At 60.3% G+C, this 12,524-nt stretch carries 15 protein-coding genes; 13 read left to right on the forward strand and 2 right to left on the reverse strand.

All coding sequences use genetic code 11. From position 1 onward, the window contains the following. The first annotated feature begins 472 nt into the window (after positions 1–472). The 6 genes from ACW5XD_RS05135 (at position 473) to ACW5XD_RS05160 (ending at position 7,092) form a co-directional block, all read left to right on the forward strand. Complete coding sequence (locus tag ACW5XD_RS05135) at positions 473–2,395, forward strand: PTS mannitol transporter subunit IICBA (protein WP_456493926.1); 1,923 nt, start codon at positions 473–475, stop codon at positions 2,393–2,395. Positions 2,396–2,432: 37 nt separating this feature from the next. Beyond that, the gene (locus tag ACW5XD_RS05140) at positions 2,433–3,581 is read left to right on the forward strand and encodes a mannitol-1-phosphate 5-dehydrogenase (RefSeq protein ID WP_456493927.1); all 1,149 of its coding nucleotides are present in this window, start codon (positions 2,433–2,435) and stop codon (positions 3,579–3,581) included. Positions 3,582–3,708: 127 nt separating this feature from the next. After that, positions 3,709–4,230: an MltR family transcriptional regulator gene (locus ACW5XD_RS05145; RefSeq protein ID WP_456493928.1), complete on the forward strand. Its 522-nt coding sequence runs from the start codon at positions 3,709–3,711 to the stop codon at positions 4,228–4,230. Between the two features lie 181 nt (positions 4,231–4,411). Beyond that, the gene (locus tag ACW5XD_RS05150; RefSeq protein WP_456493929.1) at positions 4,412–6,199 is read left to right on the forward strand and encodes a cation:proton antiporter; all 1,788 of its coding nucleotides are present in this window, start codon (positions 4,412–4,414) and stop codon (positions 6,197–6,199) included. Further along, positions 6,196–6,780 (forward strand): DNA-J related domain-containing protein, encoded by a 585-nt coding sequence (locus ACW5XD_RS05155; protein ID WP_456493930.1) that lies wholly within the window; start codon positions 6,196–6,198, stop codon positions 6,778–6,780. Before ACW5XD_RS05150 ends, ACW5XD_RS05155 begins: the two co-directional genes overlap by 4 nt. Before the next feature lie 63 nt (positions 6,781–6,843). Then, positions 6,844–7,092, forward strand: coding sequence for a hypothetical protein (locus ACW5XD_RS05160; protein ID WP_456493931.1), 249 nt, complete (start codon positions 6,844–6,846; stop codon positions 7,090–7,092). A gap of 142 nt (positions 7,093–7,234) precedes the next feature. Here the strand turns inward: ACW5XD_RS05160 and ACW5XD_RS05165 are convergent, their stop codons facing one another. Both ACW5XD_RS05165 and ACW5XD_RS05170 read right to left on the reverse strand, forming a co-directional pair. After that, positions 7,235–8,221: a phage integrase gene (locus ACW5XD_RS05165; RefSeq protein WP_456493932.1), complete on the reverse strand. Its 987-nt coding sequence runs from the start codon at positions 8,219–8,221 to the stop codon at positions 7,235–7,237. A 66-nt stretch (positions 8,222–8,287) separates the two neighbouring features. Then, positions 8,288–8,587, reverse strand: a complete 300-nt coding sequence (locus ACW5XD_RS05170) for a helix-turn-helix transcriptional regulator (RefSeq protein WP_456493933.1) — start codon at positions 8,585–8,587, stop codon at positions 8,288–8,290. Between the two features lie 116 nt (positions 8,588–8,703). On the opposite strand from ACW5XD_RS05170, the gene ACW5XD_RS05175 reads away from it, so the two are divergent. From ACW5XD_RS05175 to ACW5XD_RS05205, 7 genes are read left to right on the forward strand one after another with little or no spacing between them, the layout of a single operon-like run. Beyond that, positions 8,704–9,033: a Cox family DNA-binding protein gene (locus tag ACW5XD_RS05175; RefSeq protein WP_456493934.1), complete on the forward strand. Its 330-nt coding sequence runs from the start codon at positions 8,704–8,706 to the stop codon at positions 9,031–9,033. After that, positions 9,030–9,269 (forward strand): hypothetical protein, encoded by a 240-nt coding sequence (locus tag ACW5XD_RS05180; RefSeq protein ID WP_456493935.1) that lies wholly within the window; start codon positions 9,030–9,032, stop codon positions 9,267–9,269. The genes ACW5XD_RS05175 and ACW5XD_RS05180 overlap by 4 nt, the downstream gene beginning before the upstream one ends. After that, positions 9,269–9,478 carry a hypothetical protein gene (locus tag ACW5XD_RS05185; protein ID WP_456493936.1) on the forward strand — a complete coding sequence of 70 codons (210 nt, stop codon included), beginning with the start codon at positions 9,269–9,271 and terminating at the stop codon, positions 9,476–9,478. Before ACW5XD_RS05180 ends, ACW5XD_RS05185 begins: the two co-directional genes overlap by 1 nt. Then, complete coding sequence (locus tag ACW5XD_RS05190) at positions 9,460–9,789, forward strand: ogr/Delta-like zinc finger family protein (protein ID WP_456493937.1); 330 nt, start codon at positions 9,460–9,462, stop codon at positions 9,787–9,789. The genes ACW5XD_RS05185 and ACW5XD_RS05190 overlap by 19 nt, the downstream gene beginning before the upstream one ends. Then, entirely contained in the window at positions 9,786–10,346 is a 561-nt protein-coding gene (locus tag ACW5XD_RS05195) for a GPO family capsid scaffolding protein (RefSeq protein WP_456493938.1), read from the forward strand. The genes ACW5XD_RS05190 and ACW5XD_RS05195 overlap by 4 nt, the downstream gene beginning before the upstream one ends. 11 nt (positions 10,347–10,357) lie before the next feature. Then, the gene (locus ACW5XD_RS05200) at positions 10,358–11,323 is read left to right on the forward strand and encodes a P2 family phage major capsid protein (protein WP_456493939.1); all 966 of its coding nucleotides are present in this window, start codon (positions 10,358–10,360) and stop codon (positions 11,321–11,323) included. Positions 11,324–11,328: 5 nt separating this feature from the next. Then, entirely contained in the window at positions 11,329–12,045 is a 717-nt protein-coding gene (locus ACW5XD_RS05205) for a hypothetical protein (RefSeq protein WP_456493940.1), read from the forward strand. Positions 12,046–12,524: the final 479 nt, after the last annotated feature.

The following is a 12,524-nucleotide window of genomic DNA, read 5'->3' on the forward strand; positions in this document are numbered from 1 at the left end:
CGCCGGCTGCGCGGCGGAAGACGCTGAGCGGAAAACTGAAAGTAGGTTACAAAATTATTGATTCATTGGTGATTAATGACGAAAAAGAAGGATTCATCGTCCTGGCTCGCTGATTGAAGGTCACCGCGATCGCCCCATTTGAATACAAATGATGTATTTGTGATTCACGTCACATTGACAACCGGTTTGCGCAAACCATAAAGGGTGACATACATCACATTAAATCTATGTGTTCAGCAGGAAAGATCGAAATGTAGCCAAACTACAGCGCATGAATGTGATCAGCATCACTGCAAAGGGAGGGGGGTGGCCTGGGTATTTGAGAGGTGCGTCACAAGACACCCCGTTTTCAGCCTAATTTGATCACAAGCTGGTAGATTGAAGTTGCTTAGACGACTGGGATGGGGGTTCGGCAAAACCCGTCATCCCGACAACCACTTTTAATCAAACAGGCTTAAAACGGGGTCCCGACATGTTATCACCGGATACCAAAGTCAAGATACAGAATTTTGGACGCTTCCTGTCCAATATGGTCATGCCCAACATAGGCGCCTTCATCGCCTGGGGCTTTATTACCGCCCTCTTCATCCCCACCGGCTGGCTGCCAAGCGAAACCTTGGCCAAGCTGGTCGGCCCCATGATCACCTACCTGCTGCCGCTGCTGATTGGCTACACAGGCGGCAAGCTGATGGGCGGTGAGCGTGGCGGCGTGGTCGGTGCCATCACCACCATGGGTGTCATCGTGGGTACCGACATTCCCATGTTCATGGGTGCCATGATGGTCGGCCCGCTCGGTGGCTGGACCATCAAGCGCTTCGACAAAGTGATGGAAGGCCGAGTCAAGAGCGGCTTCGAGATGCTGGTCAACAACTTCTCCGCCGGTATCATCGGCATGCTGCTGGCCATTCTTGCCTTCTTCGTGATCGGCCCCTTCGTCAAGGTGCTCTCCGGCGTACTGGCCGGTGGCGTCGGCTTCCTGGTGGACAACAATCTGCTGCCGCTCACCTCCATTTTCGTTGAGCCCGCCAAGATCCTGTTCCTCAACAACGCCATCAACCACGGCATCTTCTCGCCGCTGGGGATCCAGCAGGCGACCGAGCATGGTCAGTCCATCTTCTTCCTGATTGAAGCGAACCCGGGCCCGGGCATGGGCGTGCTGCTGGCCTACATGGTGTTCGGTCGTGGCGCAGCCAAGCAGTCCGCTGCTGGTGCCTCCATCATTCACTTCTTCGGTGGCATCCACGAGATCTACTTCCCCTACGTGCTGATGAACCCGCGTCTCATCCTGGCGGTGATCGCCGGTGGCATGACCGGGGTCTTTACCCTGACCCTGTTCAACGCCGGGCTGGTCTCCCCCGCTTCACCGGGCTCCATCTTCGCCGTGCTGTTGATGACGCCGAAAGCCTCCCTGATCGGGGTCGCTCTCTCCATCGTCAGCGCCACTCTGGTCTCCTTCCTGGTCGCCGCCGTGTTCGTGCGCGCCCAGCAGCCGGAAGCAGACGAAGCCGATGCCCTGGGTGAGGCAACTCGCAAGATGAAAGCCATGAAGGGTGCCAAACCCGAAACCGCGGCGGCCAAGAAGCCGGGCGGCGAACTGATGGCGGTACGCAATATCGTGGTTGCCTGCGATGCGGGCATGGGTTCCAGCGCCATGGGTGCCGGCATGCTGCGCAAGCGGGTGCAGGCCGCCGGACTCGACATCAGCGTCACCAACCGCGCCATCGATCAGCTCGACGATCAGGTGGACTGGGTCATCACCCACAAGGATCTGACCGAGCGGGCTCGTCGCCACGCACCGAACGCCCATCACATCTCGCTCACCAACTTCCTCGACAACGGTCTCTATCAGGAGCTGGTACAAAGCCTGACCCGCGCCGCCAACGATGATGTCGCCAACCCGCAACTGCTGGTGGCGGCCAACGACGACCACTACGAGCCGCAGGCCAGCGAGGTGTTCACCCTGAGCCGTCAGGACGTGCACCTGGGGCTCAAGGCCGACAACAAGGAGGCCGCCATTCGGGCTGCCGGCAAGCTGCTGGCGGAGCGTGGCTACGTGGCGCCCGACTACGTCAACGCCATGCTGGAGCGTGAACAGCTGGTCTCCACCTACCTCGGCGAATCCATCGCAGTGCCCCACGGCACCATAGCCGCCAAGGAGTTCGTGAAGCGCACCGGCATCGTCATCTGCCAGTATCCGGCCGGGGTCGCCTTCGGCGAGGCGGCCGATGAAGTGGCACGACTGGTGATCGGCATCGCCGCCCGCAACGACGAACACATGCAGGTGATAACCCGCCTGACCAATGCACTGGATGAACCCGGTCTCATCGACCGGCTGGCCAGCACCCAGGATCCCCAGGAGTTTCTGGATCTGCTGGGTGCCGAACAGGCTGCGTAATCGTCCTTCATCGTCTTTGGTTGTAGAGGTTAATATCATGAAAACATTGCATTTTGGTGCCGGCAACATAGGTCGTGGCTTCATTGGAAAACTGCTGGCGGATGCCAGCCACCAGGTCACCTTCGCCGACGTCAACGAGACCCTGATCGATCAGCTCAACCACCGCCAGGAGTACAAGGTGCATGTGGTGGGAGCGGATCAGAAGCTGGACGTGGTGCGCAACGTGGCGGCGGTCAGCTCTGCCGGCCACGAGGTGATCGCCCGCATCATCACCGCCGATCTGGTCACCACTGCGGTCGGCCCCAATATCCTGGACAAGATTGCCAGCACCCTGGCCAAGGGGCTGCAGGCCCGCTTCGATGCCGGCAACCTGACCCCGCTCAACGTCATCGCCTGCGAAAACATGGTGCGCGGCACCAGCCATCTCAAGCAGGAGGTACTCAAGTACCTGCCGGTCGCGTATCATGCCACGCTCGAATCCTGCGTCGGCTTCGTCGACTCGGCGGTGGATCGCATCGTACCGCCCACGGCCGCAGCCAACGACGATCCGCTGGAAGTGACGGTGGAGAGCTTCAGCGAGTGGATCGTCGACCAGACCCAGTTCAAGGGGGAGCTGCCACAGGTGGCGGGCATGGAGCCCACCGACAACCTGATGGCTTTCGTCGAGCGCAAGCTGTTCACCCTCAACACCGGCCACATAGTCACCGCCTACCTCGGCAAGTTGCGGGGCTACCGCACCATCCGCGAGGCGATCGAGGATCCGCTGATCCGCAGCAAGGTGCGCCGCGCCATGGAGGAGAGCGGGGCCGTGCTGGTGAAACGCTACGGTTTCGACCCGCGTCTGCACGCCGCCTACATCGAGAAGATCCTGGCCCGTTTCGCCAACCCTTATCTGGTGGACGAGATTGACCGGGTCGGCCGTCAGCCGCTGCGCAAACTGGCGGCGGGAGACCGCCTGGTGAAGCCGCTGCTCGGCACCCTGGAGTACGGCCTGCCGAGCGATCACCTGCAGGAAGGGATTGCCGCCGCGCTGCACTACCGCAATGCCGATGATCCCCAGGCTGTGGAGCTGCAACAGCTGCTGGCGGAGCTGGGCCCGACCCAGGCCCTGGCGCGCATCACCGGCCTGGCCGCCGACAGCGACATCGTCAGCGCCATCGTCGCCCGTTACAACACCTTGAAGTGACCCCGATGGGGCGCATTCACCGCCGGGCAGCCGCCTCAACCGGTTGAATGGCATGAGAATTCGCCCCATATGATAAAAACCGGGAGAGAGGCACTCTCTCTCCCAGTCAGCTGGACCCTAAACACCTATGACCACACACCAGGAAGATGAAGTACTGGAACGACTGAACGAGCAGGATGGCCCCCGCGGCTTCTTTCTCGAAGTCGTGACCATCCTGGAAGAGGCGGTCGACTCCCTGATGCGGCGCGCGTTCCGCCAGGAGGAGTATGCCGTCAAATACGCCATCGAACCCCTGCTCAACCAAAGCGGCCCCCTCGGACAGCTGGAGGTGCGCCTCAAGCTCATCTTCGCCCTCGGCCTCATCTCTCTCGAGCGTTATCAGGATCTGGAAGCTTACCTGAAGATCCGCGATTTTCTGGTGCGCGACCCCAAGGATTACCGCTTCAGCGACAAGCCGGTCCGCGATCTGCTGGATCGACTGCACGGTCTCAACCAGAGCGGCATGATGCCGCAGGATCCCCCCGCCAACGAGGAGGATTGGCCCTTCTACCAGATGCAGATCAACCGGCTCGATCAGGTGGTGCGCTCGGCGCTGGTGCTGGCGGTGGCCGACTGCGTCACCGAGCTCCACAAAGAGAGTCCCATCTAATCCGGCTGGTGGCTTCAGGTCAGCAGCCTTGGCCTTCCCTTGCCAACACCCTCTTCCCGGCGGTTATCACGCCGGCTGTCGCACTTATCCCGCAGCCCTTGATCCTGCCTTCGCCGGGTGTCAATCTGACCATCTTCCCCGCTACACTTCCCCCTAGTCCATTAGCTGAATCGAGGTCTGCATGATTGCTCTCTCCCTGGCCGGGATCGCCCTGGTCTCAGTGCTGGCCCAGTGGCTCGCCTGGTCGCTGCGAGTACCCGCCATCCTGTTTCTACTGCTCACGGGCCTGACCCTGGGCCCGGTCAGCGGTCTGCTCGACCCCGATGCCCTGCTCGGCGACCTGCTGTTTCCGCTGGTCTCCCTGTCGGTGGCCATCATCCTGTTCGAAGGGGCACTGACCCTGCATCTGGCCGAGCTAAAGGGGATAGGCAAGGTGGTGCGCAACCTCTGCTCGGTGGGCATGCTGGTCAGCTTCGCCGTCATCGGCAGCGCCAGCTACTTCCTGCTGGGGCTGGACTGGCGGGTCGCCATGGTGCTCGGCGCAGTGCTGGTGGTAACGGGGCCGACCGTGGTCGCCCCCATGCTCAACGTGATCCGTCCCACCCGGGAGGTTGATCGCATCCTGCGCTGGGAGGGGATCGTCATCGACCCCATCGGGGCCCTGTTTGCGGTGCTGGTGTTCGAGGCGGTGCGCCTCGGCAGTCAGGGAGATCTCATCGGCCACACCCTGCTGGCACTGGCAAAAACGGTGGGGGTCGGTTCCCTGATCGGGGTGGCCGCAGGCTGGCTCACCACACTGCTAATCCGCAAGGACTGGCTGCCGGTCAGCCTGCACAAGTTCGGGGTACTGGCGCTGGTACTGGTCACCTTCAGCCTTTCCAACTGGATCAGCCACGAATCCGGCCTGCTGGCAGTGACCGTATTCGGCATCTGGCTCGCCAATCAGGAGGGGCTGGATCTGGAGGAGGTGCTGGCCTTCAAGGAAGATCTCGCCGTCATCCTCATCTCCAGCCTGTTCATCCTGCTGGCTGCCCGCCTCGATCTGGTCCAGCTCTGGCAACTCGGTCCCATGGTGCTGGCGCTGCTGTGCGTGGTGCAGTTCGTGGCGCGCCCGCTCTGCATCCTGGTCTCGACCTGGGGCTCGGATCTCTCCTGGCGGGCCCGTGCCCTGCTCAGCTGGATAGCCCCGCGGGGCATAGTGGCGGCGGCGGTCAGCGCCTCCTTCGCCATCAGCCTGCATCAAGCCGATATTCCCGATGCGGACAAGCTGGTGCCGCTGGTGTTTGCGGTGATTATCTCCACCGTGGTGCTGCAGAGCCTCACCTCGGCGCCGCTGGCGGGCCTGCTCAAGATGCGTCAGAGCGCCCCCAACACCTGGCTCATCATCGGCGCCAATTCGGTGGCTCGCGCCATAGGCCGGGCACTGGCGGAGCAGGGGGTGCCGGTACAGCTCTGCGACCCGGCCTGGGAGTTTTGCAGGCAGGCGCGCATGAGCAACCTGCCCTGCTACTTCGGCAACCCGCAGTCCGAACATGCCGAGCTGCACCTGCCGCTCACCAGTATCAGTACCGTACTGGCGCTCTCCCCAAACCGCCACAACAACGCCCTCGGCGTGCTGCACTTCGCCCATCTGTACGGGGAGGAAAAGGTCTACTCACTGCGCTCCAGCGAGCAGCACGGCAAGGCGAACCGGGAGAGCGCCACCTTCCGCGCCCGCCAGAACCTGTTTGGCCCCGACATCAACTATGCCCGCCTGAGTGGCCTGCTGAGCCGGGGCGGCCAGATAAAGGCGACCCGTCTGAGCGAGGCGTTTGACTGGGCGCAATATCAGGTGGCCAATCCGGGCGCCATTCCGCTGTTCGTGCTGGATGGCAAGGCCAGACCCCGCATCGTCACGGGCCCTGTCACGCCGCTGGCCGGGGAGCTGCTGATCGCCCTGCAACCGCCAAAGGAGACAGCCAGCGCATGAGCGAGACGTCACGCCACCCCAATCCACTGCTCGCCCCGCTGCTGGCCCTGCTGCAACAGGCCAGGGGTGGCTACAAGGTGCACGAGCTGCTGGCGGCCCTGCGAAGGCAGGGGGTGGTTCCCACGTTGGCGGAGGATGAACAGCTGCAGCTGTTTCGGGTCAACTTCCTCATCATGAACGCCCTCTACCAGTTGCAGGCCGAACTCCATGACGCGGGGTGGTGGCTGGTGATCAGCACCCTGGATATCCGGCTAGAGCCCCTTGCCGGGGCAACAGATACTCGCCAGAAGCTGGCCCTTGGTCAGCCTCTGCGCAGTTATTACCTGGACTGGCGGGTGTTCTGGCAGACCGACAGGGAGGAGGTAGAAGCCCTGCTCACCCGCTTCTGGCTCGCTTATGACGGCGCGGGACACAGGATGGAGGCGCTGGCCCTGTTCGCGCTGACCGCCGAGGCCAGTCCGGAAACAGTCCGCCGTCGCTGGCGTGAGCTGGCGCTGCAACATCACCCGGATCGCGGTGGTGATGCCGAGACCTTCATCCGCCTGCGCTGGGCCTGGGAACACCTGAAATCGGCCAAATGAGCCAGCTGCTGCCGACCGCAACCACTAGACTTGAAGAGGCGCCAAAAGCCACAGGAGGACGTCATGACAGTCAGTGAACTTCGCCTGCTCTTCCAGCAACAGGCCTTCAAGGAAGCCGAAATCTTGCAAGATGCCATACTGCCGGGCTGGATAGTGGAGTTCAGGGGTCAGGATGGCAGGCTGTACGAAATGACCGACACCCTGGGTTGCCCCCGCTACTTCGGCTCGGTCGAAGAGGCCCGCCAGCACGTGCATCTGGTGGCAGACTGCCCCATTCAGGTCGAGCATCTCTACCGCTTCTTCGAACGCTGAGTGGCATTCAGAATGAAGAAGGCTCCCGAGGGAGCCTTTCTCGTGCCTATACCGCAAGGTATACACAGCGAATCAGTTACTTGGCCACCACTACGGCCTGATTTTACGGGCCGAAATCGACCTAAACGTGGACATCATGTGGTCACCCAATTTCGACACCTCCTCTTAGTGGATTGAAGGTAATAGCATCCTGTAGATAGTCCGGCGCAAAGTGTGCGTAGGACATTGTCTGCTGGATGGTTGCATGCCCCAAGATCCGTTGTAGGGTAATGATGTTCCCGCCATGAGCAATAAAGTGGGTGGCAAAGGTATGGCGCAACACATGAGAAGCTTGCCCATGTGGCAAGTCCGGTTTCACTTCTCTCAATACCTTCCGCACCGTCAGGTAATCCACGTTTGGAAATAACCGCCCTGACTTCCCATCGATCATTCGTGCCGATACATCAGCCGAGATTGGCACCACACGTGTTTTGCCATTTTTAGTGGCCACAAACATCACTCGCTGATTGATGACATGCTCCGCGCTAAGCTCTGCCGCCTCGCTCCATCTTGCTCCGGTACTCAAGCACAGCAGGACAACATCTCGATTATCACCATCAAGTGAAGTCAGTAGAGCCTCGATCTCATGTTTGGACAGATAACTCATCGCAGTGGGCGGCTCCTTGAGTTTCTTTGTTCCTTTCAATGGATGAGGAGCGTGATACATCCCCGCATCAATCAGAAAACTAAACATCCCTCCAAGTGCTATCAAACGGCGATTAACACTTGAAGCTTTCAACCCCTGGGTCAGTAAACGTGACCGGAAGCAGGCGATTGCATTGTTATCAATCTGGAATACACAAGGGTGGTTCATAAGACGATCCACCAGTTCTAACGTTCTGCGTGTATGTGCACCCCATTTCGTATTTTGCCCGTGGTAGATCCACCAAAGCTGGATGAGCTCGGACAATGGCCGGGCATCCTTCGGTTTCTCTATCCACGCCTTGTCATGCTGGTTTGCCAGCACATACCGCTCAAAGGCGGTTGCTTCATGCTTCTTGGCAAACTTCCGCCGGATTCGCTTTCCGTTGCGTCCCGTCGGTCTCATGTCCACTTCATAACGACCATCATCGAGCTTCTTAATCGACATAAGGAAGCCCTCCGATGTAACTCAAACCTGATGACTCTATGGCGTCGAGAAACGCCTCATGCAGGGTTAGCCAGTTTTCTTGCCTGAGGCTGAACAGCCTGTTTCGTCTTGCCCAAAGTGTGCGAGAACCGGTGCTATCTGCCCGGCTTCTGGAGCGACCTTATCGGTCATAAACCAGAGCGTGTATTTCGTGAATAGTGGGATGTTTAAAATCCTCATTGAAACGTCTGTTGGTGGCGTAGAACGCCCTGTTTCATAATAATTTAGAGTTCCAACAGGAACCCCTGTAACTTCTGAAAACTGCTTTCTCGTCATGAATTCAGACTTTCGAATCAATACAAGTTTTTCACTTATGCTCGTTGACATAGTGATTTGATCTCCATAGCATAGTATCAAGATGTAAATAATTGACTATCTAGTTGTGGTCAATCAACCATTATGATGCACTGAGGCCCATTGGGGCCAGCAGAGGAGAATATCAGATGACAGCAGCAACCCATAACCAACCGCCGACCGAAGCCGACCCCCGTGTCGCACTGGTGCTCGAACCGATGATTAACGCCTCTGATGCGGTGCCCGTTGAGGTGTTCGCCAAGATGATTGGCAAAACCAAGGGCGCAGTGCGGGGGATGATTGAAAAGGGCAAGGTGCCGGTGGTGCCGATGCGCAACCCCCTCAACCCAACCGCTCCCGCCGAATACTGGATTTACCTCCCGGCATGGAACGAGGGCATGAAGCTGGCCTTTGAGAGCCGCCCCCGTGAAATTCGTGACGGCTGGTTGTCCTGGCTGGGGCTGGGGTGTCCGGTATGAGCCAGACATGGGATGAACAACAGGCCATGAACATGGCGGGGGCGCAGTTGCTGCGCGAGACCGTCGAGCAGGTGAGGGAGCGCCAGCAGCGGGCCAGCCATGACAAGGGGGCTCGCTGCCTGTGCCACAAGCTGGCGGTGCTGCGGGGCCTGAATGACGGGCAAAGAAAAACCCCGCTTAACGGTGCGCTAACACCAAACGGGGTTTCCAAATCAGCTTTAGAGGGCATGATTTGATGAGCATCTTATCTATCCCCTGCGCATTGCGCAACCTGCGGCTCCAACGCCGCAAGCTGGCGGGGACTGCCTGCCAGCGTTTCATTCATCTGCCCGACTACATCGCCGCCGTTGAGCGTCCCAATGCCTTGGCATGGGATGCCCTTTGGCAGCGCCTGCCACGGCCTGTCAATTCATTGCAGGGGAGCGTATGCGCGTTATGCGAGTGATGTGTATCGAGTGCGGCGGAAAGGGCTGCATCAAGAAAACCTATCGTATGAGCCAGGGCGTGGCCAACCTCTATTGCCAGTGCATGGACCCGATGTGCGGGCACACCTGGGTGTCCACCCTGTCCTTTAGCCACACCTTGACCCCGTCCGCCAAAAAATCCGGGGAAATGGCGCTGGCGCTATCGCGTGGCCTCTCCCCGGATGAACACCGCAAGCTGCATGAAACAGTGATTGAGCGGCAAAAAGTGCTCGATGCCGAAGCCGAAATAGAGCGGCAAAAGCCGGTTGTGACACTAAGGAGAATGCTATGACTACCCCGGTTAAAACAGGCTGGGTCTGTATCGCCTCGGCGGGGCCGACCGTGGACGACCAGCACATCGCCCCCGAGTGGCTGCACCAGATGGCGGAGAGTTACGACCCCGATTTCTATACCGCCTGCCTGTGGCCCGAGCATGGCCGTAGTCGCCCGGTCGGGCATGTGGAAGCGCTCAAGGCGGACACTGTGCAAGGCGTACTCAAGCTGTTTGCCGTGCTCTGCCCCACGCTGGAATTGATGGACCTTAACGCCCTTGGCCACCTGCAATTTTGCTCTATCGAGCCCAAGCCCAATTTTGCTGGCACGGGCAAGTGGTATCTGGGGGCGCTGGGCGTCACGGACGAACCCGCCAGCACCGGCTTGACCCGTCTCAAGTTCAGTCAGGCCCGCCCGCTGATTGGCCAATCCCACCGCTGGACAGCGGCCAATACCCAGCAGTTCAGCACCCTGCACGACAGGGCCAAGGCACTGAGTCAGGACCTTGACCGGATGCAACAGACCCTCGACCGCCTCACCTCGCGCAATGACACACCCCCGCTTCGTGCTTATTAGGAGTTTGCCCCATGACGTTATCTGACCTGCTGCGCGACATGCGCATGAGCTTTGTCCCCATTACCCAAGCCAGCTTTGGCACCCTGAACCCCACCGTCAGCAGCGCCCTGAGTGCTGCCATTGTGCAAGCGTCCCCATTTTTGAACCTGCTAACCCACTTGATCGTGGATGACCAAAGCGCCCCGCTGTATGACCCCATCAAAGAGACGCTGCGCTCCGGGCGCAAAGCGCAGGCGCGGTTCCTTGTCCCGGCAGACCCCACCAAGCAGAGCCACGTCTATCAGCCGATGGACAGCAGCGTTATCTGGACATGGCAACAGCTGGGGCAAATGTTGGGCGGCATGAACCAGCAGCAGGCCAACAAGGCGCTCGAAGCGCTGGCGCTGGCCGCCTTTGGCGATGACATTTTGCGGGTCGGGTTCTGGGGGCAGTCGGCCGCAATCAACACTGACCCGGTGGCCAACCCGAACGGGGAAGATGTGATGAAGGGCTGGCCTACGCTGGCCAAAGAGGCTGACCCGGACGGGGCGCGGGTGCTGCGTGATGCGGTGGTGTTTGATACCAGCGGCGCGGGGGACTATGCCGACCTCGACAGCATGGTGTATGCCCTGATTGAAAAGATGCCCGAGGCGTACCGCAACGACCCGCGCTTGCGGGTGCTGGTCGGTCATGACCTGCTGCGCGCTCACAAGAAAGCCTATCTCAAGCCCGGCATTGTGCGGGACAAGCAGCAGCGGATGAAGGTTGCCGACATGCCCACGCTGTCCAACCAGCGGATGCCCGGCACCTTTCTGGCGCTGACCTTCACTGAAAACTTGCAGGTGTTGACCGTCAACCATTCCCACCGCCTGAGTGCCGATAGCATCGACGACCTCGCCTCCTGGGGTATCCGCTATATCCGGGGCCAAGCCTATGGGCTGGGCGAGCCGACCGCCTATACCGCCTTTGATGCCATCACCCTTGCCACTGAGGAGTAACCCAGATGCCGCAACCGACTTTGCACACCCTGCCGACCCCGCCTGCCGCCGTGCCACTGCCCGCCAGCCGACTGGATGACCACATCGCCCGGTTTGAGGAGGAGCGCGCCAAGCTGATGGCACTGGATGACGAGGTGATGACCTTGCGCCAGCAGCGCAAGCAGTTGCAAGAGCGCGTCCCGGCGGCCAAGGCCCGCCTCGAAGAGCTGCGGCAAGGGCGGATTAACCAGCTGCTAGGCGGCGCGACCTCGCTCGACTCGGCGCGGGAATACCGCGAACTGGGCGAGCTGGTCGAAGATGCCAAAGAAGCGCTCACCTTGTCCCAGCGCCAAGAGAGACGGCTGGCGCTGCCGCTCTATCAGGCGTTGCTGGCCGTAAACAACGCCCAGAGCATCGTGGCCGGGTGCTACGAAAGCTACCTTGACCACAAGGTGGTGCCCGTCACCCTCAAGCCCCTCAAACAACATCTGACCGAGCTGGCCGCCCTGACCCATGCCAAGGCCGCCATCATGGGGCCGGAGGGGGCGCAAAAGTGGGCGGTGAACGAACTGGCCCACGCCCTCAAGCAGGCCATGAGTTACACCTCTGTCCTGCTGGAAGGGGACAATCCCACTGCCCGCGCCGCACTGGGCATCCTCACCCGGCCACGGGCAAGTGACTTGCTGGCGCTGTGTGACAGTCAGGGCAAGCGGCAGGCACTGCGCCATGAGCTGAAAGAGTAATGACGACACGAAAAAGGGGAGCCGATAACGGCTCCCCCAGTGCTCACACGCTTATCACAACAGCGCGAGCGGGCGCAGAGTAGCAAAGCCGACCACGCCGGACAAATGGCTGGATGGGAAAGGGAAACAAGGAAGAGGAGAGCAAGAGAGGCAGAACGCCAGAAAAGACAAAGGGAGCCATTGCAGGGCTCCCCTTAGCTAACCCATATCAAGCACGACAAGAGATAGCCAATGAACAGTATCAAATTCAATGCCGCCCAGCAAGCGGAGGGGCTCGCTTTGTCCGCATTCTGGGGCGAGTCCCAGCGTCAAGACCATCGCCGCCTCTACATCCTGCAATCGCGCCTTGCCGTGTTGCGCATTCGGCGGCGGGTCCGGGGCCTACGTGACAGAGGCCAAGTGCGGACGCTGCTACACATGTGCAGGCTGACCCGCGCCACCTTGCGCCAAGCCCACGCTAAGGCCGCCGCCCACGCCAG

The sequence above is a fragment of the Aeromonas enterica genome (genome assembly GCF_054052465.1).

Coding starts and splice junctions, on each gene's coding strand:
- ACW5XD_RS05135 (WP_456493926.1), top strand. CDS start 473: ATGTTATCACCGGATACCAAAGTCAAGATACAGAATTTTGGACGCTTC.
- ACW5XD_RS05140 (WP_456493927.1), top strand. CDS start 2,433: ATGAAAACATTGCATTTTGGTGCCGGCAACATAGGTCGTGGCTTCATT.
- ACW5XD_RS05145 (WP_456493928.1), top strand. CDS start 3,709: ATGACCACACACCAGGAAGATGAAGTACTGGAACGACTGAACGAGCAG.
- ACW5XD_RS05150 (WP_456493929.1), top strand. CDS start 4,412: ATGATTGCTCTCTCCCTGGCCGGGATCGCCCTGGTCTCAGTGCTGGCC.
- ACW5XD_RS05155 (WP_456493930.1), top strand. CDS start 6,196: ATGAGCGAGACGTCACGCCACCCCAATCCACTGCTCGCCCCGCTGCTG.
- ACW5XD_RS05160 (WP_456493931.1), top strand. CDS start 6,844: ATGACAGTCAGTGAACTTCGCCTGCTCTTCCAGCAACAGGCCTTCAAG.
- ACW5XD_RS05165 (WP_456493932.1), bottom strand. CDS start 8,221: ATGTCGATTAAGAAGCTCGATGATGGTCGTTATGAAGTGGACATGAGA.
- ACW5XD_RS05170 (WP_456493933.1), bottom strand. CDS start 8,587: ATGTCAACGAGCATAAGTGAAAAACTTGTATTGATTCGAAAGTCTGAA.
- ACW5XD_RS05175 (WP_456493934.1), top strand. CDS start 8,704: ATGACAGCAGCAACCCATAACCAACCGCCGACCGAAGCCGACCCCCGT.
- ACW5XD_RS05180 (WP_456493935.1), top strand. CDS start 9,030: ATGAGCCAGACATGGGATGAACAACAGGCCATGAACATGGCGGGGGCG.
- ACW5XD_RS05185 (WP_456493936.1), top strand. CDS start 9,269: ATGAGCATCTTATCTATCCCCTGCGCATTGCGCAACCTGCGGCTCCAA.
- ACW5XD_RS05190 (WP_456493937.1), top strand. CDS start 9,460: ATGCGCGTTATGCGAGTGATGTGTATCGAGTGCGGCGGAAAGGGCTGC.
- ACW5XD_RS05195 (WP_456493938.1), top strand. CDS start 9,786: ATGACTACCCCGGTTAAAACAGGCTGGGTCTGTATCGCCTCGGCGGGG.
- ACW5XD_RS05200 (WP_456493939.1), top strand. CDS start 10,358: ATGACGTTATCTGACCTGCTGCGCGACATGCGCATGAGCTTTGTCCCC.
- ACW5XD_RS05205 (WP_456493940.1), top strand. CDS start 11,329: ATGCCGCAACCGACTTTGCACACCCTGCCGACCCCGCCTGCCGCCGTG.